The following is a 21721-nucleotide window of genomic DNA, read 5'->3' as shown; positions in this document are numbered from 1 at the left end:
GAGCGGCGAGCGCCGCCCCTGGAAGTCCCAGCCTACCGGGAGCGGCGGGTGGCGAGGGGTACGGCAGGATCACCCGCATGAACACCCGGCTGGACCAGGCAACCGTCGACCTGCTGGGGGTCCTGGCCTATGGCGAGCTGACGGCGTTCGAGCGGCTGGCCAGCGATGCCCGGCTGGCGCCGACGATCCGCGACAAGCACGCCCTCGCCACGATGGCGGCCGCGGAGTTCGAGCACTACCGGCGGCTGCACGACCACATGCTGAGCGAGTCGATCGACCCGGAGCAGGCCATGTTGCCCTTCGTCGGCCCGCTCGACGCCTTCCACGAGTCGACGCCGCCGAACGACTGGCTCGAGGGGATCATCAAGGCCTACGTCGGCGACGGCCTGGCGAGCGACTTCTACCGTGAGGTCGCCGCCTTCGTGCAGGACGCGTCCACCCGTGGGCTGGTGCTGGAGGCGCTGGCGGACACCGGCCAGGCGTCGTTCGCCGTCAGCAAGGTGCGTGAGGCGACGGCCGCGGATCCGGCGGTGGCCGGGCGGCTCGCGCTCTGGGCCCGCCGGCTGGTGGGGGAGGCGCTCATCCAGGCGCAGCGGGTCGCGGTCGAGCGGGACGCCTTGACCGAGTTGCTGGTGGGTGGCAGCGGCGACCTGGCCGGCATCGCCCGGCTGCTCACCCGGCTCACCGACAACCACACGGCGCGGATGGCGGCGCTCGGCCTGCAGTCGTAGCGCCGCAGCCGTCGGGCGCGGCAACACGCGCCGGAGGCCGGCACCCCGGGTGGGGCGCCGACCTCCGGCGGGACGTGACGGACGGACTACACGTGCGAGCGCTTCTTGCCGCTCACCGCGTTGTAGACCAGCAGGGCGATGATCGCGCCGATGACGGAGCCGATCAGGCCGGTCGGGCGCAGGAAGCCTTCGCCGTCACCGCCGCCGAACAGCAGCGAGCCGAGGAAACCGCCGACGAACGAGCCGACGATACCGAGCAGGATCGTCGCGGGGACGCTCATCGCATCCTTGCCGGGAACGAGCGCGCGGGCGATGAAACCAGCGATGGCACCGATGATGATCATGCCGATAATGGTGAGCAGCACGGGTTCCTCCTGAGGTCGGGGCCCGGTCGGCCCGATCGGCAGCAGTCGTTCCCGCTTGCGTGTCCCGTGAACCTCCGGTTGCGCTCCGTTGCCGTCCAGCCGACCTGCGCCGGCCGTGGGCTACAGCGCGCCGAAGCCCACCCGGCGCTGCTCGGACTCGGCGATCTCGACGTAGGCCAGCTTGTCGGCGGGCACCAGGACGCGGCGGCCCTTCTCGTCGACGAGCGACAGCACGCCGAGGTCGGCGCGGAGCGCCTCGGCGACGGCCTTGGCCACGTCGTCCGGGGACTGCGCGCTCTCGAGGACGAGCTCGCGCGCGGCGTACTGGACGCCGATCTTGACCTCCACCGAGGACTCCTTCGTTGCGGGATACGGAAGACGCAGGCTAGCCCGCCGGCCGCGGGTGCACCTCGCCGTACGCCCTGGGCGCAACCGGGCTCAGCCGGTGCGTGGTGCGCCCGAGATGCCGCGCCAGGCCAGCCCCAGCAGCAGCTCGACCGCCCGCTCCTTCGGGATGCGGTCGGGCGAGGTCAGCCACCAGCGGGCGCCCACCTCCATCAGCCCGGACAGCCCGATGGACAGCAGCTGCGCCTCCTCGGCGCGGTAGCCGGTGTCGTGCGCGATCGTCTCCGCGATCGCGTCGACGCAGCCCTGCGTCATCCGCTCCACCCGCTCGCGCACCGCCGGGTCGTTGCGCAGGTCGCTCTCGAAGACCAGCCGGAAGGCGCCCTCGCCGTCGGTGCCCTCACCGTCGACGAAGTCGAAGTACGCCGCGACCGACGCCGCCACGCGGGCCTTGTTGTCGGTGGTCGTCGCCAGCGCCTCCCGCACGCGCAGCACCAGATTCTCCGCGTGCTGGTCCAGCAGCGCGAGATAGAGCTCGAGTTTGCTCGGGAAGTGCTGGTACAGCACCGGCTTGCTGACGCCTGCCCGCTCGGCGATCTCGTCCATCGCCGCGGCGTGGTAGCCCTGCGCGACGAAGACCTCCTGCGCGGCGCCGAGCAGCTGCTTGCGGCGGGCCTGCCGCGGCAGGCGGGTCCCGCGCGGCGCGAAGTCGCGTCCTTGCGTGGTCGTCGTCACGCTCAGACCTTAGTCCGAGCGGCGCTCGTCCTCGTCGAGCTCCACCACCACCGCCTGCTCGGCCGCGTCGGCGTCGTCCGCCTCCAGCGGTACGTCCGGCAGCTCACCCAGCGCCGCGTCGCGGGTCGGGGTGCTCTGTTGTTCGACCAGGTCCTCGGGAGTCCGCTCGCTCATGTGTCCTGCCCCGACAGCTCGCGCGAGCCGTGCCGCGTCCGCCGTGCGTCGATGACCCGGTCGGGATTGCGGCGCAGGTAGTCCTCCTCGAGCTCGGTCGTGCGCATGGTGTGGAACTGCAGGGCGTCCTCGCTGCCGTGCAGGAAGGTGTCGTGGCGCGTGTCGTGCAGATGTTTGAGTTCGCGTTCCAGGGCCTCGTCGGTCAGCTGGTCGGCCGGCACTCCGGTCACGTCTGTCCTCCGTGCTGTCGCGGGGTGGCGTGGTCGTCGGGCGGGTGGCTCCGCCCCTACCCGGGTACCGGGCGGTCCATGACCCAGCCTGCACCTCCGCGACCCAACGGCCAAGCGTCCGGTCCCACCGCCCTCGTCCTGGACGTCGACGGGACGCTGCTCGACACCGTCTATCTGCACGTGATCGCCTGGTGGGAGGCGTTTCGCGACGCAGGGTACGAGGTGTCGTGCTTCGACATCCACCGGGCCATCGGCCGCAGCTCCGGCGACCTCGTCCAGACGCTCGTCGGACGGTCCGACGAGCAGGTCGTCGACGGTCACGCCGAGAAGTGGGCGCCGCTGCGCGAGCGGTGCATCCCCTTCCACGCCGTCCCGGAGCTCATCCGGACCTGCGCCGGGCGCGGGACGAAGGTCGTCTACTGCACCAGTGGCAGCCCCGGTGACGTGGCCGACTTCCGCGAGAAGATCGGCTGCGACGACGTCGTCAGCGCTGTCGTCGACAGCAGCGACGTCGAGCACAGCAAGCCGGCGCCCGACATCGTCCGCGCCGCCCTCGACGCCGTCGGGGTGGCGCCGGACAACGCGGTGATGCTCGGCGACACGGTCTACGACGTACGTGCGGCCGGCGCAGCGGGCGTGCCGTGCATCGGCCTGATGTGTGGCGGCATCGGCGAGCGCGAGCTGCAGGAGGCGGGGGCCGCGGCGGTCTACGGGAATCCCTCGGAGCTGCTGCAGGACCTGGAGCGCTCACCGGTGGGGCGGCTGCTCCGTTAGAGCTGATCTTGGGCGGGTACAGCGCGGCCGTGATCAGCACGCTGCCGGCGCCGCGCGAGCCGGCCGAGGTGCGCCGCAGTCGTGGCCAGCGGCGGATCGGCCTGGTCGTGCTCACGGCGTTCGTGCTGGCCGGCGCGGTGGGACTGCTCGGCACGCACACCAGCACCACGACGGTGCGCGGAGGGGGCTACGAGCTGACCGTCACCTACCCCCGCATCTCGCGGCCCGGACACGCGGTCCGGGTCCAGGTCGAGGTGCGCCGGGCCGGCGGCTTCGGGGGCGAGCCGGTCCAGCTGCGCTACCGCACCGAGTGGCTGGAGATGTTCGACGAGAACGCCTTCACTCCCGCGCCGAACGCCGAGACCGCGGGTCCCGGCTACACCGAGGACGAGTTCCTCCCGCCGCGTGGGGAGGTCTTCGTCATGACGGTCGACACCCGGATCGAGCCGGCGCGGCAACGGGGCGAGCACGGCTTCTTCTCGGTGGTGGACCAGGACGGCACGCCGGCCGTCACGGCCGAGGTCGCCACCTGGATCTGGCCGTAGGGAGCGTCGTGGAGATCGTCTACCGTGCGGCCGCCGTCTACTTCTTCCTGTGGTTCATCACGCGCGTCGTCGGCAAGCGCGAGCTCGGCCAGATGAGCGCCTTCGAGCTGGTGTTGCTGGTGACGATGGGTGACCTCATCCAGCAGGGGGTGACGCAGGAGGACTACAGCGTCACCGGCGCGATGCTGGCGGTGGGCACCTTCGCGCTGCTGATCGTGGCCTTCTCCTACCTGTCCTGGCGGTTCCCGGGCAGTCGCGGGAAGCTGGAGGGCCAGCCGGTGGTCGTGTTGCAGAACGGCGTGCTACGCGAGGACATGATGCGCTACGAGCGGCTGTCCGACACGGAGGTGTACGAAGCGATGCGGCAGCAGGGCATCGACGATGTGAGCAAGGTCCAGGTCGGGATCCTCGAGCCGAACGGCAACTTCTCCTTCTTCACCGGCGCCGACCACGAACCGCCGCCGGACAAGCCCGCGGGCTGAGCGACTCACAGCAGCGGGGCGAACAGGTCCCCGTGCCGCTCCACCCGCGCCAGCACGTCGTCGCTGGTGAAGACCAGGTCCTGCGGTGAAGCGCAACGCTCCACCTCCTGCCAGGTCACCGGTGCCGAGACCGTCGGGCGTTCCTTCGCGCGCAGCGAGTAGACGCTCACCGTGGTCTTGGCCGCGCTGTTCTGCGACCAGTCGACGAGCACCTTGCCGGCGCGCAGCGACTTGGTCATCCGGTGCACGACCAGCTCCGGGCGTTCCTGTTCCAGCCGCTGCGCGAGCTTCTTGGCGTACGCCGAGGTCTGCTCGGCGGAGGCAAAGGCGTCGGCGCGGGCGTACAGCTGCAGTCCCTTGCTGCCGCTGGTCTTGGCCAGGGGGGACAATCCGTCCGCCTCGAGCAGTGGCCGGAGCAGCTGGGCGACCTCGCAGCACTGGACGATCGTCGCCGGCGGCCCCGGATCGAGGTCGAAGACCACCAGGTCCGGCGCCGCCGCCCTCGGCTCCTGCGCACCCTCGACCCGCCACAGGTGCGTGTGCAGCTCGAGGCTGGCCAGATTCGCCGTCCAGACCAGGGCCGCCAGGTCGTCGACGACGACGTAGTCGATGGTCTCGCGGTTCCGGCTCGAGCCGGGCGAGGGCAGCGTCACGGTGCGCACCCAGCCGGGAGTGCCGCGGGGTGCGTTCTTCTCGAAGAAGACCGGCCCGTCGACGCCGTCCGGGTAGCGCTTGCGGGTCAACGCGCGGCCGGTCAGGTGCGGCAGCAGCACCGGCGCGATCCGGGTGTAGTAGTCGAGCACCTGCCCCTTGGTGAAACCGTCGGGATAGAGCACCTTCGCCAGGTTGCTGAGGGCGACCTGCCGACCCTCCACGTCGACGACGACCCTGCTCATTCCCGGACCACCGTTCTCGGGTCGATGTCCTCGCGCAGCCCTTTGTACGACGGGTGCCGCAGCCGCCCGTCCCGCGTCCACTCGGTGTAGTCGCACTCCACCACCAGCCGGGGCTCCACCCAGACCGCGTGCCGGGCGTGCTCGCGGGGGACGTCGTCCAGCGCCGGCTGCCCGATCCGCAGCGGCTCCAGCCGGTGGGCCAGCATCCGGAGCGTGGCGGTGTCGAAGCCGGTGCCGACGTGCCCGGCGTAGACCCACCTGTCGCCCTCGGGCACGGCCAGCAGCAGTGACCCGATCCGCCCCGCGCGGCCACCTTCGCCCGGCTTCCAGCCCACGATCACCGCGGAGGTCCGCCGGACGTGCTTGACCTTCACCCAGCAGTCGCTGCGCCGGCCCGGCTCGTAGCGGCTGTCGCGCCGCTTGGCGACCACCCCCTCCATGCCCTGGGCGCGGGTCGCGGTCAGCACCGCCTCGCCGTCGCCGGGGAAGGCCGGCGGCACCTGCCACCGGTCGCCGGACAGCGGCAGCGACTCCAGCGCCGCGCGTCGCTCGTCGTACGGCCGGGTCAGCAGGGAGACGCCCGCCAGGTGCAGGACGTCGAACAGCAGCAGGGTCACGGGGATGTCCCGCTGCAACTCTGCTGTCGGTGTGCGCGCGTGCATCCGTGACTGCAGCCGGCCGAAGTCCGCCCGCCCGGCGGCGTCGAAGGCCACCACCTCGCCGTCGAGCAGTGCCGCGGTCGACCCGAGCGGGAGCGCGAGCCCGCGCAGCTCCGGATAGGCGGCCGTGATGTCGTTGCCGTTGCGGGAGGTCATCGTGACGCGGCCGCCGTCGACGGCGACGAGCGCCCGGACGCCGTCCCACTTCACCTCGTAGGACCAGCGGCCGTCGTCCGCCGGCAACGGCCCCGTCCTGGCCAGCATCGGCGAGATCCCCTGCGGCAGCGGCGCCCGGCCTGCAGGCGGCGGATCCACGCGGTGCACCCTGCGTGTTTACCCGGCAGCGACCGGCCCGCGCGCGGTCTGGGGCAACCGCGGCTGGGGCACAGTGGTGGCACCCGGCGGAGCCGCCGGTCGCGCTGCCGCGCCCGCCCCGAAGGACCCGTGCCGAGACGATGACAGCCCGCTGGCCGTGGCCGAAGGTGCGCGGCTGGCTGGTGCACGGCTACACCGCCACCGGCGCGGTGCTGGCCCTGCTGATCGTGCTGGCCGCCGTCGAGGGTGACATCGCCAGGGCGCTGTGGCTGGGGCTGGCCGCGCTCGTCATCGACGGGACCGACGGCATGCTCGCCCGCCGGTTCGACGTCAAGGGGCGGCTGCCGGAGTTCGACGGGGCGCTGCTCGACAACATCGTCGACTACCTGACCTACGTCTTCGCGCCGGTCGTGCTGCTGCTGCAGACCGGGCATCTCCCGCAGGGGGCGGCGGGGACGCTCGTGGCGGCCGTCCCGCTGCTGGCCTCGAGCTACCAGTTCTGCCGGGTGGACGCCAAGACCGACGACCACTTCTTCCTGGGCTTCCCGAGTTACTGGAACGTCGTCGCGTTCTACGCGATCGCCCTGGACCTTTCGCCCGGCGCCACCTCCGGCCTGATCGTCGTCTGCGCGCTGCTCGTGCTCGTGCCGGTCGGCTACCTCTACCCGTCGCGGATGACGGTGCTCCGGCTGCCGACCCTGGTGCTCACGGCGGCCTGGCTGGTGCTCTACGCGGTCGTCGTGGCGCAGCTGCCGGCACCGCACCCGGCGGTCTTGGCGGCGTCGCTGGCCTACGTCGCGTACTACGGCGGGCTCAGCCTGTACCTGGAGCGCCGGCGACGGGTGGACCGGCGCGTCTCTCCCGCTGCCCCCGGCCGGTTCCGGGGTCGGACGAGGTCGCGAACGTGACACTGCTCGCCACCCTGAGCGCGCTCGGGGCCATGACACTGTTCGGCATCGCGGCGGTGCTGCAGGGTCTGGCCACCGCCCGGGCCGGCGACGTGGGCGTGCTGGATCCACGGCTGCTGATCCGGCTGCTGCGCCAGCCCGCCTTCCTCGTCGCGCTGCTGCTCAACCTGACCGGCTTCGGGCTGCACGTCGTCGCTCTGCAGGCGCTGCCGCTGTTCCTCGTGCAGGCGGTCATCGCCGGCAGCGTCGCGGTCACCGCCCTGCTGTCGGTGCCGGTCTTCGGCTCGCACCTGGGTCCCCGGCAGCGTGCGGCCGTCGGCCTGGTGGTGCTGGGCCTGGTCCTGCTCGGCACGTCCGCCGCGGCGCACCGGGCGGAGCCCGCCGGCCCCGGGACGCCGGCGGTGCTGCTCGCCGTCGTGGTCGCCGTGCTCCTGGTGGCCACCGCGGTGCGCCGGCTCCCGGCGCAGGTGGCCACCCTGCTGCTCGGGCTGCTCGCGGGTGTCGGCTTCGGCGTGGTGGCCATCGCCGCGAGACTGCTCCCGGAGCGGGGCCTCGCGCTGCTCACCTCGCCCACGGCGGCCGTGCTGGTGGCGGCGGGCGGCTCCGCCTTTTTCGTCTACTCCGCCGCCATGCAGCGGGGATCGGTCACCACGGCCACCGCCGCGATGGTGGTCACCCAGACGGTCGTGCCGGCGGTCGCCGGGCTGCTGCTGGGCGACGACATCCGCCCGGGCTTCGTCCCGGTGGCCGCCGTCGGCTTCGCGCTCGCGCTGCTGGGCGCGCTCGCCCTCGGCCGCTACGAGCCCGGCCTGCCGGCAGCCGCGCCGGCCCTGCTGCCTCGGTGATGCCCTGCTGCCTCGGTGATCTTGGGCGTAGGGTGGCCCGCACCGGCGTACGCCAGGACATCAGCGACAAGATCGTCGGGTGCGGGTGGAGCGGACCGCGCTCGGGTAGGGGGGCGGCGTGAGGTCGATCTGGAAGGGCGCCATCAGCTTCGGGCTGGTGACGATCCCGGTGAAGCTCTACAGCGCCACCGAGCAGAAGGACGTGACCTTCCACCAGGTCCGGCGCAGCGACGGCAGCCGCATCAAGTACAAGCGGGTGGCGGCGGCCGACGGCGAGGAGGTGACCTACGGCGACATCGCCAAGGGCTACGAACTGTCCAGCGGTGAGACCGTCGTGCTGACCGATGAGGACTTCAAGGACCTGCCGCTGTCCACCCACCGGGCGATCGACGTGCTGGCGTTCGTGCCGCTCGACGAGCTCGACCCGATCTTCTTCGAAAAGAGCTACTACCTCGAGCCCGACAAGGCCGGCACCAAGCCGTACGTCCTGCTGCGCGACGCGCTGGAGCAGTCCGGGAAGGTCGCCGTGGTCAAGGTCGCGCTGCGCAACCGCGAGTCGCTGGCCGCGCTGCGCGTACGCAACGGCGTGTTCGTGCTCGAGACGATGCTCTGGCCGGACGAGGTCCGCACGCCGGACTTCGCCTTCCTGGACGAGCAGGTCGAGGTGCGCCCGCAGGAGCTGGCGATGGCGGGCAGCCTGATCGACGCGCTGTCCGGCACCTTCGAGCCGGGGCAGTACACGGACAGCTACCGGGAGGCCCTGCAGGCGGTCATCGAGGCCAAGGTCGAGGGCCGCGAAATCGTCCAGCCGACCGATGCACAGCCGACGTCGGGCACCGTGGTCGATCTCATGGCGGCGCTGCGGGCCAGTGTGGAGGCGGCCAAGAAGGGCCGACCGCAGGTTGCGCCGGCCGAGGCCGAGCAGCCGGCCAAGGCCAAGGCAGCGGCGAAGCAGCCGACCAAGGCCAAGGCAGGGGCGAAGCAGCCGGTCAAGGCCGAGGCAGCGACGAAGCAGCCGGCCAAGGCCGCCCCGAAGAAGGCCCCGCGCAAGACCGCCTGACCGGCCGGCGAGCGCCGCCGCTCCCCGTCGGTAGGGTCGGGGTCCCCTCCAGCGAGGACCCGATGACCGCCCTTCCCGACGAGCACTCCCTCGGTGCCGACCTGCTCGGTGATCCGGTGCGCCTTGCCGCCGTCCACCGGGTGCTGCAGGGTGGGACCACCGCCAGCGGGCTCGACCGGCTCACCCGGCTGGCCGCCGACCTGCTGGACAGCCCGTGGGCGCAGGTGTCGCTGCTCGCCGAGGAGCAGGTGATCGCCAGCCTGTTCGGCAGCGGGGTCACCGCCGACGTCAGCGCCGACCAGCGGAGGGGGCGGCTCGCCGACAGTCTGTGCACCGTCACCGTCAGCCTGGGTGCGCCGTTCTCCGTGTCGGACACGCGGGAGGACCCGCGGGTGCGCGACCTGCCGCCGGTGACCAGCGGGGGTGTCCGGGCCTATCTCGGTGTGCCGATGCTGACGTCGACGGGGCTCGTCCTCGGGGCCATGTGCGTGTACGACGAGCGTCCCCGGACGTGGTCGCCGCGCGACGTGGGGGTGCTCGCCGAGCTGGCCGCCAGCGCCAGCGCCGAGCTCGAGCTGCACGCCGTCAGCCTGGAGATGGCGACCAAGGCCGCCCAGCTCGACCTGGCGCTGGGGGCCGCCGACACGGGCAGCTTCGACTGGGACCTGCGCTCCGACGAGCTGCACTGGGACAGCCGGCTGGTGCGGCTGTTCGGCTACGACAGCGAGTCCTTCGGCGGCCGGCTGGCGGACTTCAGCGAGCGGGTCCACCCGGACGACCGGGCCCGGGTGAACGAGGCACTCGAGCAGGCCATCGAGTCGGTCGGGGACCTGTCGCTGGAGTACCGCATCGTCCGCGCCGACGGGGTGCGCTGGGTCGAGGCGCGCGGCCGGGTCCTGCCGGGCAGCGACGGGCGCCCGGTCCGGGTCCTCGGTGTCGCCTACGACTCGACCGAGTTGCGCGAGGCACGCAACAAGCTGGCCCGTCTGCTCGAGACGATGAGCGACGCCTTCTTCTCCCTGGACCCGCAGTGGTGCTTCACCTTCGTCAATCCCGAGGCGGAGAAGCTGCTCGGCCGCACCGCCGCCGAGCTGCTCGGCCAGAACGTCTGGGAGGCCTTCCCGGAAGCCGCCGGGTCGGTCTTCCAGGAGCACTACGGGCTCGCCGTCGAGACCGGGGAGCCGGTCTCCTTCGAGAGCTACTACCCCCCGCTGTCGGCGTGGTTCGAGGTGCGCGCCTGGCCGACGCCGGACGGCCTGTCGGTCTACTTCCGCGAGGTCAGTGCCCGCCGTCAGGCGGACGAGGAGCGCGAGCAGGCGATCGTCGAGCGCGAGCGGGCCTCCGCCGCCGCGGAGGTCGCCAACGCCCGGCTCTCGCTGCTGGCTGACGCCTCGCACCGTCTCGCGCAGTCGCTGGAGCCGGCCCAGGTGCTGCAGCGACTCGCGGAGGCGGTGCTCCCGACCCTCGGGGACTTCCTCGTGGTCGGGCTCGCTCCCGAGGCGGCCGGCGCCCTGCTGCAGCGCGAGCTGCCCGACGACGACGCGGTGCACGTCGTGCACGTGGCGCACGCACGTACCCAGCACCGGGCCGCCCTGGACCGTCTGGTGCGGGCGCTGCCGCTCAGCACCGGCGACCCGGTCGGTCTCGGAGCGGTCGTGCGGACGGGCCGTGCGGAGTGGCTGCCCGAGGTTCCGGAGGAGGTCCTGGCCGCCGTGACCTCCGACCCCGGCCTGCTGGATGCGCTGCGGGACCTGGGGGTGGGCCGGGCGTTGACGGTGCCGCTGATCAGCCGCGGACGCCGGCTCGGAGCGGTGGTCGTCGGGGAACCGCCGAGCGGACCGGTCGACCACGCGCTGCTCAGCGACCTGGCCGCCCGGGCCGCCGTCGCGCTCGACAACGCCCTGCTGTACGGCGCGGAGTTGCGCACCGGCTTGACGCTGCAGCGCAGCCTGCTGCCGGGCGCCGTCCCGCAGCTTCCGGGCATCGACATCGCCGTCCGCTACCGGCCCGGCGCGACGGGAGCGTTCGTCGGGGGTGACTGGTACCAGGGTGTCGTCGTGGGGGACGAGCTCGTCCTGTGCATGGGTGACGTGATGGGGCACGGCATGCGCAGCGCGGCCCGGATGGGGCAGCTCCGGGCCATCGTGGCGACGCTCGCGCTGGAGGGTCACGGTCCTGGGGGGCTGCTCGGCCGGCTGGCGGCGAACTGCGATGTCCTGCTCGACCTGGAGCTGGCGACGCTGCTGGTCGCCGCCTACTCGCCCACCCGCCGCACGCTGACCGTCGCCTCCGCCGGTCACCCGCCGCCGCTGCTCGCGCCCCTGGACCGGCCGCCGTCCTACGTCGCCGTCGTGCCCGGCCCGCCGATCGGCACGCTGCCCGGTTCGTACGAGGAGGTGGTGCTCGACGTGCCGCCGGGCGCGACGCTCGTGCTCTACACCGACGGTCTGGTCGAGCAGCGCGGCCAGGGCCTCGACACCGGCCTCGAGGCGCTGCGGCGGGCGCTGGAGGACCTGAGGCTGCCGCCGGAAGCGGTCGCGGACCACCTGCTCGAGTCGCTCGGTCGTAGCGAGGGTGCAGCGGACGACGTCGCGCTGCTGGTCCTGTCGCACCTGCCGGACGACTGAGTGCTCTGCCTGCAGGGGGGCGCCGAGTTCGGACCGGGCTGCCGGTCCATGGACACCGACCTGCTGCGCCGGGCAGCCGGCGGGAAGGTCGTCGTCACGGCCCTCGCCGGCGCACCGGGGCGGGAGTACCGCACCGCGGGGGAGAACGGCGTGCGCCACTTCCGGGCGCTCGGAGCTGCGCAGGCCGTCGTCGCGCCGGACGTCCGCGAGGACCCCGACCGTGCGCTGGTGGCGCTGCGGACGGCCCGGCTGCTGGTCCTGCCGGGCGGCTCGCCGGCGCGATTGCTGGAGGCCCTGCAGACCACTGCGGTCGGCGTGCTGGTCGCCGAACTCCTGGCGGACGGAGTCGTCGTCGTGGGCTCGAGCGCCGGAGCGATGGTGCTGTGCGAGTGGACCGTCCTCCCGGACCGACGCGGCCCGCACGGTCCGGCCGTGGTGCGCGGGCTGGGCGTCGTTCCCGGCCTGGTCGTGCTCCCGCACTGGAGCGGCGGCTCCAGCCGGGGCGAGTGGCTGCGGGCCATCGAGCAGACCGTGCCGTCCGGCGTGCAGGTCGTCGGGCTGCCGGAGCAATCGGGGATCGTCGTCGAGGACCACTCGCTCACTGCGGTCGGCCGGTCCGCGACGGCCCTGGTCACCGAAGGCCGGGAGCTGCCGGTCGCGGGCACGTGGAGGGTCCCGTAGCGTTCGGTGTGACGGTGTCGCCCGGAACAGTTGCCAGACCGCCGGGGCGACGGCTCCGGTCGGTGGGCAGGAGTGGGACAATCGCGCCGCGTCCGCACCACGCGCACCCAGCCCAGGAGGACAGCCAGCCGTGACCCAGAACGATCCCCGGGACCCCACCCAGCTCCCGAGCAGCCTGGGCGGGCCGATGTCGGAGCGGATGCAGGCGCTGCTGTCACGCGCCGCCGAGGACCAGCTCACCGAGCAGCGCCAGGTGTCGGCCGTGCTTGCCGATCTGCGTTCGCTGGTGGGGGATCTCGCCGAGCAGCTGCACGGCACCGCCTCCGCCGCCCGGCTGGACAGCCTCGGCGGCGACCTTTCCCTGCTGTTCACCGAGCTGCGGATGGCGACCGCCGGGCTCGGTGAGCGGCTGGACACGCTGGGGCGCCGGGTCGACGACCAGGCTGCCTCGACCGCAGAGATGGTCAGCACCAGCGGCTCCGGCGCCGAGGCGGTGGCCGTTCGGGTGAGCGGGCTGGCGGCCGAACTGGCCGGCCAGAGCGAGGCCCTCGACCGGCTGAGCGACGCCGTCAGCGCGATCGGCGGCCTCCCCGACGCGTTCACGTCGGTCCACCGGGAGGTGTCCGGTCTGCACGACCGGCTGGCGCCACTGGCTGAGGTGCGGAACGGCCTGGCCGAGCTCACCGCCCGGACCGGTGCCGTCGAGGCGCTGCTCCCTGACGTGGCCGCGCTCGGTAGCCGGATGGACTCGCTCGGCGGGGACCTCACCCGTACCCGCGACTCGGTGGTCGCCGCGGTCACCGCGCGGATGGATCGTCTGGAGGAGCTGGCTCAGCGGCCGACGCTCACCCAGGAGGGTCTCCATCGCGCCCTGGCGCCGCTGCTGTCGCGGCTGGACGAGCTTGCCGCCGCCGGTCCCGTGGTCGAGCGACTCACCGGTCTGGACACTCGGCTGGGCGGGCTCGAGCAGCGGCTCGACGCCGTCGCCGGCCAACTGGCCGACGTCGGGAGCGCGGCCAGTGAGCTGCCCGCTGTCGCCAGCGACCTGGGCCGCGTCGTCGCCCGGGTCGACGAGCTGCCCGCCGTACGATTTGAGGTCGCCGCGCTGCGGGCCGGCCTCACGGCGCTTCAGGACGACTCGCCGCTGCCCTCGCTGGTGGCGGGCGTCGCGACCATGCGCGAGGACCTGGAGGAGCTGGCTCGCCGGGTGTCGGGACTGGGCGGACCGACCAGCGAGGCGATCGCGACCGCCGTCAGCCAGCAGGTCACCGACCGCCTGGTCGACGAGCTCGCGCCCCGCGTCGCCGACGTGGTGCTCACCCGCGTGGCGACCACCCTCGTGGAACGCGTGTCCGGCAGCGTCACGAGCAGCGTGCAGAACGGCCTGACCGAGAAGGTCCGCGCCGTCAACGCCGACACCGAGCGCCGGATCAGCGCGCACGTCGACGAAGCCGTGTTGGCCCTCGCCGAGGCGTTGCTGCGCCGCCGCCGTGGCAACCGCGGGGGCGGCGGCGCGGTGGCGGGGCTCCTGGAGGTCGAGCCGGCCGTCTCCGGTGCGGCGGCCGTGCCCCCGGTCGCGCCGCCGGACGTCGCCGCTCCGGACGCCGCCGGTCCTGACACCGCCGGTCCGGAGGGGCCTCCGGGAGGTCCGGATACCGCCGGTCCGGAGTCGGCGGCCGACGGTGATCCGGCGGAGGAGGTGGCCGACGGTGATCCGGCGGAGGAGGTGGCCGACGGTGATCCGGCAACGCGGGCGGTTCCGGATGCCCCCGTCGACGTACCCGCGGAGCCCGGCACGCCCGAGGTCGCCGACGCGGGGGACGACGCCGGGGACGATCCGGCAACCGACGCACCTGAGCAGGCACGCGGGCCGGGGCTGTACCCGACGCTCGACGCGATGTTCGACGACGCCGTCGAGTCGGCGCCCGAGCCGGCCCACGCGCCGAAGCATGCCCGCGCGCCCGAGCCGGACCGCGCGGATGAGGGCGAGCAGGACGCCGTCGCGCCGGCACAGACCGACGCGGTGCCCGACGTCGTGGACACGCCGAGTGACCCGGTGACGGACGCGCCGGTCGAGGCGGTGGAGGAGCCGCACGAGAGGGACGGCCGGCCCGAGGACGCCGGTCCGCTGCACCCTGGCATCGACAGCTCGCAGGCCCCGCCGCCACCCGCCGGTCCCCCGACCAGGCCTGCACCGCCTGGCTTCACGACGTTTTCGATGCCGCGCAGCTCAGCCGGCGAGTCAGTCGGCGAGCCCACGGCCGACATCGACGAGCTGCTGCCGGCGCCGGCACGACCCGGCCCCGTCGCTCCGGTGCCGGCATACGAGGCGCCGCGGTATGAGGCGCCGGCATACGAGGCGCCGCGGTATGAGGCGCCGGCATACGAGGCGCCGCGGTATGAGGCGCCGCCCGCACCCGCACCCGCACCCGCACCCGCACCCGCATCCGCACCCGCGGAAGACTGGGACGACGAGGACGACGGGCCGCCGCGGCGACCGTGGTGGCGTCCGGGCGGCTGATCCCGGCACGCATGACGATGGCCGGGCCCCGCGGGCCCGGCCATCGTGTTCGTCGAGGACTACCTGAAGACATCCTCTGGCGGGGACTACCTGAAGACGTCCTTGACCTTCTCGCCCGCCTGCTTGAGATTGCCGGCTGCCTGGTCCTTGTTGCCCTCTGCCTCGAGCTGCTCGTCCCCGCTGGCCCTGCCGAGGTGCTCCTTGCCCTGGCCGGTGACTTCCTGTGCCTTGTTCTTCAGTTTGTCCGGTCCGCTCATGGTGAGCCTCCTCTTCCTCGTCACCTCCTGTGCCCGGTGCGGCGTTCGGGAACACGTCGAACGGCGGATGGATGGGCAACCGGCGGCCGACGACCGGAGTCCTCGCGGTGCCCGCCCAGATGGGCGATGACCTGTTGCCGGACGCGCTGGCCGATGCCGGCTGCACGGGGTCCTTCTGCAGTCAGGTCGGAACCGGTGGGCCCCACGACTGCGGGCGTGCCCGCCTAGCTGGGCGGCGTGACCACGCCAAGATCAATCCGCCGCGCCCGCTGCCCGGGCGTTCTCGGTGCCAGCAGCGCCTGATCGATGCACGGGTGTGGCACCAGGAGCCGGCCGAGGATCCGGCCCGAGGATCCGGCCGAGCGGCAGGTGGTCGCTGCTGGCAAGTCTGGAATGTTGCAGCACGTCGGGCAACGGGACCGCGGCTACCGGCGCGGGTGTCGTGTCAGGGCTCAGGCCGGCACGAGACCAAGATCTTCGAAACATCCACAGGGCCAGGATCCTGTGGATGTTCCGAAGATCTTGGGCTGCGTGTGCAGGTCCGGTCGATGCCGGACACGTGCCCCTTCGCAGCGGTCCCGAAGCGATGCTCTGGGCGCCCGGGTGCCATCGACTTCTCGCCGTTCAGCGGCGGTGGCTGCGGGGTCGTGGTCGTGGTCCCGGCTGCCGTTCCGGAGAGGTGTGTGCTGTCGGGGGGTGTGCACCACAGGTCAAGAATCGAGAAAACTTGACCTGTGGTGTACACCCCGCTGTGCGGCACATGTCGATGCGCGGGAGATCAGGACCGCACTACGCGCGGGGCGGTGATCTCCACGGGGGTGTGGTCGTCATCGACCTGCTCGATCTGCGGGAACCTGCTCGATCAGCGGGAACCTGCGCTCACGTGGCCGGGAAGGTGATCGCCACCACGTAATCAGTCGGTGATCGCCACCACGTAATCAGTCGGTGATCGCCACCACGTAATCAGTCGGTGATCGCCACCACGTAACCGGCTCGGTGATCGCCACGCCTACACCTCCTCTGGGCGAGGAGCGCACGTTGCCGCGAACCGACCGGCCTGACGGGCGAGGGAATCTGCTGCACCCTGGCACTCTTGTTCTCAACAGAAGAACTGCCGTCAGCCTGAAGGAGTCCCCGTGTCGCTGCCGCCGCTGGTCGAGCCGGCCGCCGAGCTGACCCGCCAAGAGGTCATGCGCTACAGCCGCCACCTGATCATTCCCGACGTCGCGATGGACGGGCAGAAGCGACTGAAGAACGCCAGGGTCCTCGCCGTCGGCGCCGGAGGGCTGGGTAGCCCCACGCTGATGTACCTCGCCGCCGCGGGCGTCGGCACGCTCGGCATCGTCGACTTCGACGTCGTCGACGAGAGCAACCTGCAGCGCCAGGTCATCCACGGCCAGAGCGACATCGGCAGGTCCAAGGCGGAGAGCGCCAAGGCCTCGGTGCAGGAGATCAACCCGCTCATCGAGGTGGTGCTCCACCAGGAGCGGCTGGACTCCACGAACGTGATGGAGATCTTCGCGCAGTACGACCTCATCGTCGACGGTACGGACAACTTCGCGACCCGCTACATGGTCAACGACGCGGCGTTCTTCCTCGACAAGCCCTACGTCTGGGGCTCGATCTACCGCTTCGACGGTCAGGCCTCGGTCTTCTGGCCGACTGCCCCCGGCGGCAACGCCCCCTGCTACCGGTGCCTCTACCCGGAGCCGCCGCCCCCCGGCATGGTGCCGAGCTGCGCCGAAGGCGGGGTGCTCGGCGTGCTCTGCGCCAGCATCGGCTCCATCCAGACCAACGAGGCGATCAAGCTGCTGATGGGCGTCGGCGAGCCGCTGGTGGGCTCGCTGATGGTCTACGACGCGCTCGAGATGGAGTACCGCAAGATCAAGGTCCGCAAGGACCCGGAGTGCCCGCTGTGCGGCAAGAACCCCACCATCACGGGCCTCATCGACTACGAGGCCTTCTGCGGCGCCGTGTCCGAGGAAGCACAGGAGGCGGCCACCGGCAGCACCATTCTGGCGACCGAGCTCAAGGCGAAGATGGACGCCGGCGAGGACTTCGTGCTGGTCGACGTGCGTGAGCCCGCGGAGTACGAGATCGTCCGGATCCCGGGATCGGTGCTCATCCCGAAGGGCGACATCCTCAGCGGCTCGGCGCTGTCCCAACTGCCGCAGGACAAGCAGATCGTCCTGCACTGCAAGAGCGGCGTGCGCTCCGCCGAGGCGCTCGCCTCCCTGAAGGCGGCCGGCCTCACCAACAGCGTGCACGTCCAGGGGGGCGTGCTCGCGTGGGCAGCCCAGGTCGACCCGAGTCTGCCCACGTACTAAGGGCTCTCGTACGGGCCGACGTGGATGCTCGACCTTCGCGGGGCGGGTCCACAGCACTCCGGTGCTGTGGACCCGCGAAAGTTCGGCCAGACCCACCGCAGCCCGGGATCAGTACGCGCCGGGGGTCCGGCCGAGCACCCCGGAGCCACCGGAGCCACCGGCGCCGTCGGTGAACCGCTCACCCACAACCAGGCCGGTGCTGTCGATGGTGAACTCCCGGACGGCCGAGTCGTGCCGGCTGCCGCGCATCTTGAGCGCCGTCAGCACGCGCCGGATCGAGCCGTCCACCTCGACGTAGCGCAGCAGCACGATCGTGTCGATGACTCCTGAGACGTAGCTGTCGGTGGCCGACCTGCCGCCGCCCAGCAGGTCGGCTGCCGAGGAGGTGACCAGCGTCGTGACGCCGGTCTCCTTGGCGTAGGACGTGAGGCCGATGACGAACTCGCGGTAGGACTCCGGCGACCCGAGCCGCTCGAGCGCCGACAGGCTGTCGACGGCGATCCGGGAGGGCGAGAAGCGGTCCACCACGGCCCTGATCTCGACCAGGTGGTCGTCCAGTGACGCGACCTCGGGGTAGAGCGGGACGATGAGCAGGTGCCCCGCCTGCTCGTGTCGCTCGAGGTCGTGGCCCCAGCCGCGGGCGTTGCGCAGGATCTGCTCGCGCGTCTCCTCGTAGGCGAACAGCACCACCCGCTCACCCAGAGCGGCGCCGGCGTCGAGGAACGCGGTGGCCAGCAGCGTCTTGCCGGTGCCGGTCGGGCCGGACACCAGCGTGCTGGAGCTCTGGAAGAGCCCCCCGCCGGTCATGGCGTCGAACTCGGAACTGCCGGTGCTCAGCCGCTCGTCGAGCAGCGTTGCCTGCTCCGGCTCCCGGACCGGCAGGACGACCAGCCCCCGGCCGGGAACGATGGTGCACGCCACGGCGCCCTTGTGGTGCATCGCGCCGCGCATCTTCAGCACCTCGACCGTGCGCCGGCGGAACGTCCCCTCGCGCACGTTGCGCAGCAGCACGACGGTGTCGGCGACGAACTCCTCGATGCCGTAGCGGGACATGGTCCCGTCCCGGTCGTCCGGCGCCTCGACGGTCAGCACGATGGTGAGGCCCATGCCCCGCAGGGTCCGGATGAGCGACCGCAGCCGCTGTCTGACGACGACTGGATCCTCGGCCAGGGAGAGCATCACGGTGAGGCCGTCCAGGACCAGCCGTTCGGCGCCGGTGCCGTCCACCGCGTGCCCGACCTGCGCCGCCAGCGTCTCCAGGTTGTACGGCGCCACCTCGCCCGAGGGCCGAAGGACCGGCGAGGCGTCGACGAAGCGCCACTGGCCGGCCGCCTCCCACGCCGGCACGTCGAACCCGAGGGTCCCCAGGTTCGTCCGCAAATCCGGAGCCGGCTCCTCGAAGGTGACGAACACGCCCGCCTGCCCGGCCCGGACACCTTCGGCCAGGAAGTGCCCGGCGAACACCGTCTTGGCGCTGCCGGCCCGGCCGACCAGCACCGTCGCGCGGCCGCGCGGGATGCCGCCCATGGCGACGTGGTCGAAGCCGGGGATGCCGGTCGCCAGCTTCGGCACCGACGCACCGGACTCGTGGCCGTCGCGGCCCAGATGCAGCAACCCGGCTCTGCGCGCGCTGCCGGCGCCGTTCACCCTGACCCTCCCTGGCCGGGGCGGGCCGCCGACCCGGCCTCGCCGACCGCCAGCTCACCGCGCGGGAGCAGGAACCAGGCCGTCTTGCCGCCACCGGGGTGCGGTGACATCGCGGAGGAGGGCGCGAGCGCGGCGACCAGGCCGAGGCCCCAGCCGCCCTCGCGCCCGTCGTACGGCCACTGGCGGGCGGGGAGGTCCTGGTCGTGGACGGTCACGACGACTGAATGTTCGGCGATGGCGATCCCCACCTCGATGGCGGTACGGGCGTGCAGCACGGCGTTGGTCACCAGCTCGCTGGTGAGCAGCAGGAGGACGTGGGCCGTCTCCTCGGGCAGCGGCGGAGCGTGCTCCCGTACGAAGGAGCGGGCCTCGGTGACCAACTGGGGCAGCGGGTCCAGGTGCAGGTGGTGGCACGTCCGCAGCGAGTCGCCGGGGGGCAGCGCCTCGCGGAGCACGTGCTGACAGCTCATGCTCTCCCGGTCCTCGTGGCGGCTGGTCCGGTGCGACCGCGTCAGGTGGGTTCGTGCCCCACACTGGGCTTCGTGAAGCGCCCCGTGGCCAGCTCCTCCGCCGGTCTGGCCGTCCGCGCCCGCGCAGGGGCACCTCCCACCCCGTACGCCCGAACGGTCCTCGACGTGGTGGACCGCATCCCGGCCGGCAAGGTCCTGACGTACGGGGACGTCGCGGAGCTGATGGGCCGGGGATCGCCGCGTACGGTCGGGGCGGTGCTGAGCGACCACGGCCGCGAGGTGCCGTGGCAGCGGGTGGTGCAGGCGTCCGGCCGGCCGGCCGAGCCGTACCTGCAGGAGGCGCTGCGGCTGCTCACGACCGAGGGCTGTCCGCTGGTGGGCGAGCGGGTCGACCTGGCGGCGGCCCGCTGGAACGGCCGGTAGCCGGCCGGTGGCCGGCCGGTGGCCGGTCGGGGAGGTCGTGGAGCAGCCGGGCCGCCGGGGAACTGTCGGATCTGCGTGGTGGAGTGGCTCCCCGTGAGCCGCTCCGTCCGATCCGCCCCCACGCCGGCGCCCTACCGGCTGGTCCGCACGCCGCCGTCCGCGGCGCGCCGGCTCGTGCCGGACCCGCAGCAGGCCGAGGTGCTGGCGCATCGGGGCGGGCCGCTGCTGGTCCTGGCCGGCCCCGGCACCGGCAAGACGACGACGATGGTCGAGGCCGTCGCCCGCCGGGTGGAGGCAGGGCTGGCGCCCGAGCAGGTGCTGGTGCTGACCTTCAGCCGCAAGGCGGCGCAGGAGCTGCGCGAGCGGATCACCACCCGGCTCGGTGCACCGAGCGCCGGTCCGGCCGCCTGGACCTTCCACGCCTTCTGCTATGCCATGGTGCGCGAGCACGCGCCGGTCGAGCTCTGGGCCGAGCCGCTGCGGCTGCTGTCCGGCGCCGAGCAGGACGTCGCGCTGCGCGAGCTGCTGCGCGGGTCGGTCGAGCTGGGCCGGGAATGGCCGCCGACGCTGCGGGCCTGCCTGGCCACCCGGGGGCTCGCCGAGGAGGTGCGCGCGCTGCTGTCCCGGGCCCGTGAGGTGGGGCTGGAGCCGGCCGACCTCGCGGCGCTGGCTGCGCGCGAGGGCCGGGCCGACTGGGCCGCGCTGGCCGGCTTCTTCGGCGAGTACCTCGACGTGCTCGACGCCCGGGGCGCCGTCGACTACGCCGAGCTGGTCTCCCGCGCGGTGCTGATCGCGGAGGATCCCGAGCACGGGCCGGTGCTGCGGGCGCGCTACGGCGCGGTCTTCGTCGACGAGTACCAGGACACCGACCCTGCCCAGGAGCGGCTGCTGCAGGCGCTGGCCGGCGGCGGCCGCGACCTCGTCGCCGTCGGCGACCCCGACCAGTCCATCTACGCCTTCCGTGGCGCCGAGGTGCGCGGGCTGCTCGACTTCCCCTCCCGCTTCCGGGCCGCCGACGGCGCTTCCGCGCCGGTCGTGGCGCTGCGCACCTGCCGCCGGTCCGGCCCGGCACTGCTGGAGGCGTCCCGGCTGGTGGCCCGGCGGATCCCGGCGCCGGGGCTGGCCGCCGACCGGATCCGCGCCCACCGCGACCTGCAGCCGGCGGCGGGGGCGCCGCCCGGGCTGGTCGAGGCGCACACCTACCCCTCGGTCGGCGCGGAGGCCGACGCGATCGCGGAGCTGCTGCGCCGCGAGCACCTCGAGCGCGGCACCCCGTGGTCGCGGATGGCGGTCCTGGTCCGCTCCGGAGCCCGGTCGGTCCCCCTGCTGCGCCGCGTCCTGACCGCGGCCGGTGTGCCGCTCGACGTGGCCGGCGACGAGCTGCCGCTGTCCCGCGAGCCGGCCGTCGCGCCGCTGCTCCTGGCCCTGCGCGTCGCCGGTGACCCGGCGGAGCTGACGACCGAGCGGGCGCGCGCGCTGTTGCTCAGCCCGCTCGGCGGCGCCGACCCCGCGCTGCTGCGCCGGCTCGGCCGGGAGCTGCGGGCGGTCGACCGGGCGGCGGCCGGCGAGGCGGCGGACACCGGCCAGGTGCCCAGCCGGCTGCCGGCGCCCTCCGCCGAGCTGATCCGGGCGGCGCTGGCCGATCCGCGGCTGCTGCTCCCCGTCGACCCGCCGGTGGCCCGCCCGGTGGAGCGCCTCGCGGCG

General features: G+C 73.1%; 23 protein-coding genes. 13 read left to right on the top strand and 10 right to left on the bottom strand.

The window, feature by feature from the left end; translation table 11 throughout:
- The first annotated feature begins 77 nt into the window (after window positions 1–77).
- On the top strand, window positions 78–731 hold the full coding sequence (locus WD794_09875) for a ferritin-like fold-containing protein (protein MEX2290620.1): 654 nt from the start codon (window positions 78–80) through the stop codon (window positions 729–731).
- A gap of 86 nt (window positions 732–817) precedes the next feature.
- Here WD794_09875 and WD794_09870 read toward each other — a convergent pair whose 3' ends face one another.
- The 5 genes from WD794_09870 to WD794_09850 all read right to left on the bottom strand — a co-directional run bounded on the left by WD794_09870 (window position 818) and on the right by WD794_09850 (window position 2580).
- The gene (locus tag WD794_09870; GenBank protein ID MEX2290619.1) at window positions 818–1096 is read right to left on the bottom strand and encodes a GlsB/YeaQ/YmgE family stress response membrane protein; all 279 of its coding nucleotides are present in this window, start codon (window positions 1094–1096) and stop codon (window positions 818–820) included.
- A 120-nt stretch (window positions 1097–1216) separates the two neighbouring features.
- Window positions 1217–1444 (bottom strand): DUF3107 domain-containing protein, encoded by a 228-nt coding sequence (locus tag WD794_09865; protein MEX2290618.1) that lies wholly within the window; start codon window positions 1442–1444, stop codon window positions 1217–1219.
- 90 nt (window positions 1445–1534) lie between these two features.
- On the bottom strand, window positions 1535–2176 hold the full coding sequence (locus WD794_09860; GenBank protein ID MEX2290617.1) for a TetR/AcrR family transcriptional regulator: 642 nt from the start codon (window positions 2174–2176) through the stop codon (window positions 1535–1537).
- 9 nt (window positions 2177–2185) lie between these two features.
- Window positions 2186–2350, bottom strand: coding sequence for a hypothetical protein (locus tag WD794_09855; protein MEX2290616.1), 165 nt, complete (start codon window positions 2348–2350; stop codon window positions 2186–2188).
- Window positions 2347–2580 carry a DUF6158 family protein gene (locus WD794_09850; protein ID MEX2290615.1) on the bottom strand — a complete coding sequence of 78 codons (234 nt, stop codon included), beginning with the start codon at window positions 2578–2580 and terminating at the stop codon, window positions 2347–2349. Before WD794_09850 ends, WD794_09855 begins: the two co-directional genes overlap by 4 nt.
- A 78-nt stretch (window positions 2581–2658) precedes the next feature.
- On the opposite strand from WD794_09850, the gene WD794_09845 reads away from it, so the two are divergent.
- From WD794_09845 to WD794_09835, 3 genes are read left to right on the top strand one after another with little or no spacing between them, the layout of a single operon-like run.
- Entirely contained in the window at window positions 2659–3354 is a 696-nt protein-coding gene (locus WD794_09845) for an HAD family hydrolase (GenBank protein MEX2290614.1), read from the top strand.
- A 29-nt stretch (window positions 3355–3383) separates the two neighbouring features.
- A complete protein-coding gene (locus WD794_09840; GenBank protein ID MEX2290613.1) occupies window positions 3384–3899 on the top strand; it encodes a hypothetical protein in 516 nt (171 codons plus the stop codon).
- Window positions 3900–3907: 8 nt separating this feature from the next.
- Window positions 3908–4381, top strand: coding sequence for a YetF domain-containing protein (locus WD794_09835; protein MEX2290612.1), 474 nt, complete (start codon window positions 3908–3910; stop codon window positions 4379–4381).
- 5 nt (window positions 4382–4386) lie between these two features.
- Here WD794_09835 and ligD (WD794_09830) read toward each other — a convergent pair whose 3' ends face one another.
- Together ligD (WD794_09830) and ligD (WD794_09825) are read right to left on the bottom strand one after the other, a co-directional pair.
- Window positions 4387–5277 (bottom strand): non-homologous end-joining DNA ligase, encoded by an 891-nt coding sequence (gene ligD, locus WD794_09830; GenBank protein ID MEX2290611.1) that lies wholly within the window; start codon window positions 5275–5277, stop codon window positions 4387–4389.
- Window positions 5274–6251 (bottom strand): non-homologous end-joining DNA ligase, encoded by a 978-nt coding sequence (gene ligD / locus WD794_09825; protein ID MEX2290610.1) that lies wholly within the window; start codon window positions 6249–6251, stop codon window positions 5274–5276. Before ligD (WD794_09825) ends, ligD (WD794_09830) begins: the two co-directional genes overlap by 4 nt.
- Window positions 6252–6391: 140 nt before the next feature.
- Between ligD (WD794_09825) and WD794_09820 the strand changes: the two genes are divergently transcribed.
- The 6 genes from WD794_09820 to WD794_09795 all read left to right on the top strand — a co-directional run bounded on the left by WD794_09820 (window position 6392) and on the right by WD794_09795 (window position 14893).
- Window positions 6392–7159: a CDP-alcohol phosphatidyltransferase family protein gene (locus WD794_09820; protein MEX2290609.1), complete on the top strand. Its 768-nt coding sequence runs from the start codon at window positions 6392–6394 to the stop codon at window positions 7157–7159.
- Window positions 7156–8004 (top strand): hypothetical protein, encoded by an 849-nt coding sequence (locus WD794_09815; GenBank protein ID MEX2290608.1) that lies wholly within the window; start codon window positions 7156–7158, stop codon window positions 8002–8004. The genes WD794_09820 and WD794_09815 overlap by 4 nt, the downstream gene beginning before the upstream one ends.
- Before the next feature lie 118 nt (window positions 8005–8122).
- A complete protein-coding gene (locus WD794_09810; GenBank protein ID MEX2290607.1) occupies window positions 8123–9064 on the top strand; it encodes a Ku protein in 942 nt (313 codons plus the stop codon).
- A 62-nt stretch (window positions 9065–9126) separates the two neighbouring features.
- Window positions 9127–11691, top strand: a complete 2565-nt coding sequence (locus WD794_09805; GenBank protein ID MEX2290606.1) for a SpoIIE family protein phosphatase — start codon at window positions 9127–9129, stop codon at window positions 11689–11691.
- A gap of 48 nt (window positions 11692–11739) precedes the next feature.
- Complete coding sequence (locus WD794_09800; GenBank protein MEX2290605.1) at window positions 11740–12372, top strand: Type 1 glutamine amidotransferase-like domain-containing protein; 633 nt, start codon at window positions 11740–11742, stop codon at window positions 12370–12372.
- A 130-nt stretch (window positions 12373–12502) separates the two neighbouring features.
- Window positions 12503–14893 carry a hypothetical protein gene (locus tag WD794_09795; protein MEX2290604.1) on the top strand — a complete coding sequence of 797 codons (2391 nt, stop codon included), beginning with the start codon at window positions 12503–12505 and terminating at the stop codon, window positions 14891–14893.
- A gap of 86 nt (window positions 14894–14979) precedes the next feature.
- Here the strand turns inward: WD794_09795 and WD794_09790 are convergent, their stop codons facing one another.
- The gene (locus WD794_09790; protein MEX2290603.1) at window positions 14980–15150 is read right to left on the bottom strand and encodes a CsbD family protein; all 171 of its coding nucleotides are present in this window, start codon (window positions 15148–15150) and stop codon (window positions 14980–14982) included.
- Between the two features lie 1136 nt (window positions 15151–16286).
- Here WD794_09790 and moeZ point away from each other — a divergent pair.
- On the top strand, window positions 16287–17477 hold the full coding sequence (gene moeZ / locus WD794_09785; GenBank protein ID MEX2290602.1) for an adenylyltransferase/sulfurtransferase MoeZ: 1191 nt from the start codon (window positions 16287–16289) through the stop codon (window positions 17475–17477).
- Window positions 17478–17585: 108 nt separating this feature from the next.
- Here the strand turns inward: moeZ and kaiC are convergent, their stop codons facing one another.
- Together kaiC and WD794_09775 are read right to left on the bottom strand one after the other, a co-directional pair.
- Window positions 17586–19124 (bottom strand): circadian clock protein KaiC, encoded by a 1539-nt coding sequence (gene kaiC, locus WD794_09780; protein MEX2290601.1) that lies wholly within the window; start codon window positions 19122–19124, stop codon window positions 17586–17588.
- Complete coding sequence (locus WD794_09775) at window positions 19121–19594, bottom strand: ATP-binding protein (GenBank protein ID MEX2290600.1); 474 nt, start codon at window positions 19592–19594, stop codon at window positions 19121–19123. Before WD794_09775 ends, kaiC begins: the two co-directional genes overlap by 4 nt.
- 72 nt (window positions 19595–19666) lie before the next feature.
- On the opposite strand from WD794_09775, the gene WD794_09770 reads away from it, so the two are divergent.
- Together WD794_09770 and WD794_09765 are read left to right on the top strand one after the other, a co-directional pair.
- The gene (locus tag WD794_09770; GenBank protein ID MEX2290599.1) at window positions 19667–20017 is read left to right on the top strand and encodes an MGMT family protein; all 351 of its coding nucleotides are present in this window, start codon (window positions 19667–19669) and stop codon (window positions 20015–20017) included.
- Between the two features lie 93 nt (window positions 20018–20110).
- Window positions 20111–21721 (top strand): ATP-dependent helicase (locus tag WD794_09765; GenBank protein ID MEX2290598.1); only part of this gene is annotated, 1611 nt, incomplete at its 3' end.

It is taken from the genome of Mycobacteriales bacterium, assembly GCA_040902655.1.
GTDB lineage: Bacteria > Actinomycetota > Actinomycetes > Mycobacteriales > SCTD01 > SCTD01.
The sequence above is the reverse complement of the archived record's forward strand: the minus strand, read 5'-3'. Positions and strand labels throughout refer to the sequence as shown.

Coding starts and splice junctions, on each gene's coding strand:
- WD794_09855 (MEX2290616.1), bottom strand. CDS start 2,350: ATGAGCGAGCGGACTCCCGAGGACCTGGTCGAACAACAGAGCACCCCG.
- WD794_09800 (MEX2290605.1), top strand. CDS start 11,740: ATGGACACCGACCTGCTGCGCCGGGCAGCCGGCGGGAAGGTCGTCGTC.
- WD794_09775 (MEX2290600.1), bottom strand. CDS start 19,594: ATGAGCTGTCAGCACGTGCTCCGCGAGGCGCTGCCCCCCGGCGACTCG.
- WD794_09845 (MEX2290614.1), top strand. CDS start 2,659: ATGACCCAGCCTGCACCTCCGCGACCCAACGGCCAAGCGTCCGGTCCC.
- WD794_09820 (MEX2290609.1), top strand. CDS start 6,392: ATGACAGCCCGCTGGCCGTGGCCGAAGGTGCGCGGCTGGCTGGTGCAC.
- WD794_09805 (MEX2290606.1), top strand. CDS start 9,127: ATGACCGCCCTTCCCGACGAGCACTCCCTCGGTGCCGACCTGCTCGGT.
- ligD (MEX2290611.1), bottom strand. CDS start 5,277: ATGAGCAGGGTCGTCGTCGACGTGGAGGGTCGGCAGGTCGCCCTCAGC.
- WD794_09875 (MEX2290620.1), top strand. CDS start 78: ATGAACACCCGGCTGGACCAGGCAACCGTCGACCTGCTGGGGGTCCTG.
- WD794_09790 (MEX2290603.1), bottom strand. CDS start 15,150: ATGAGCGGACCGGACAAACTGAAGAACAAGGCACAGGAAGTCACCGGC.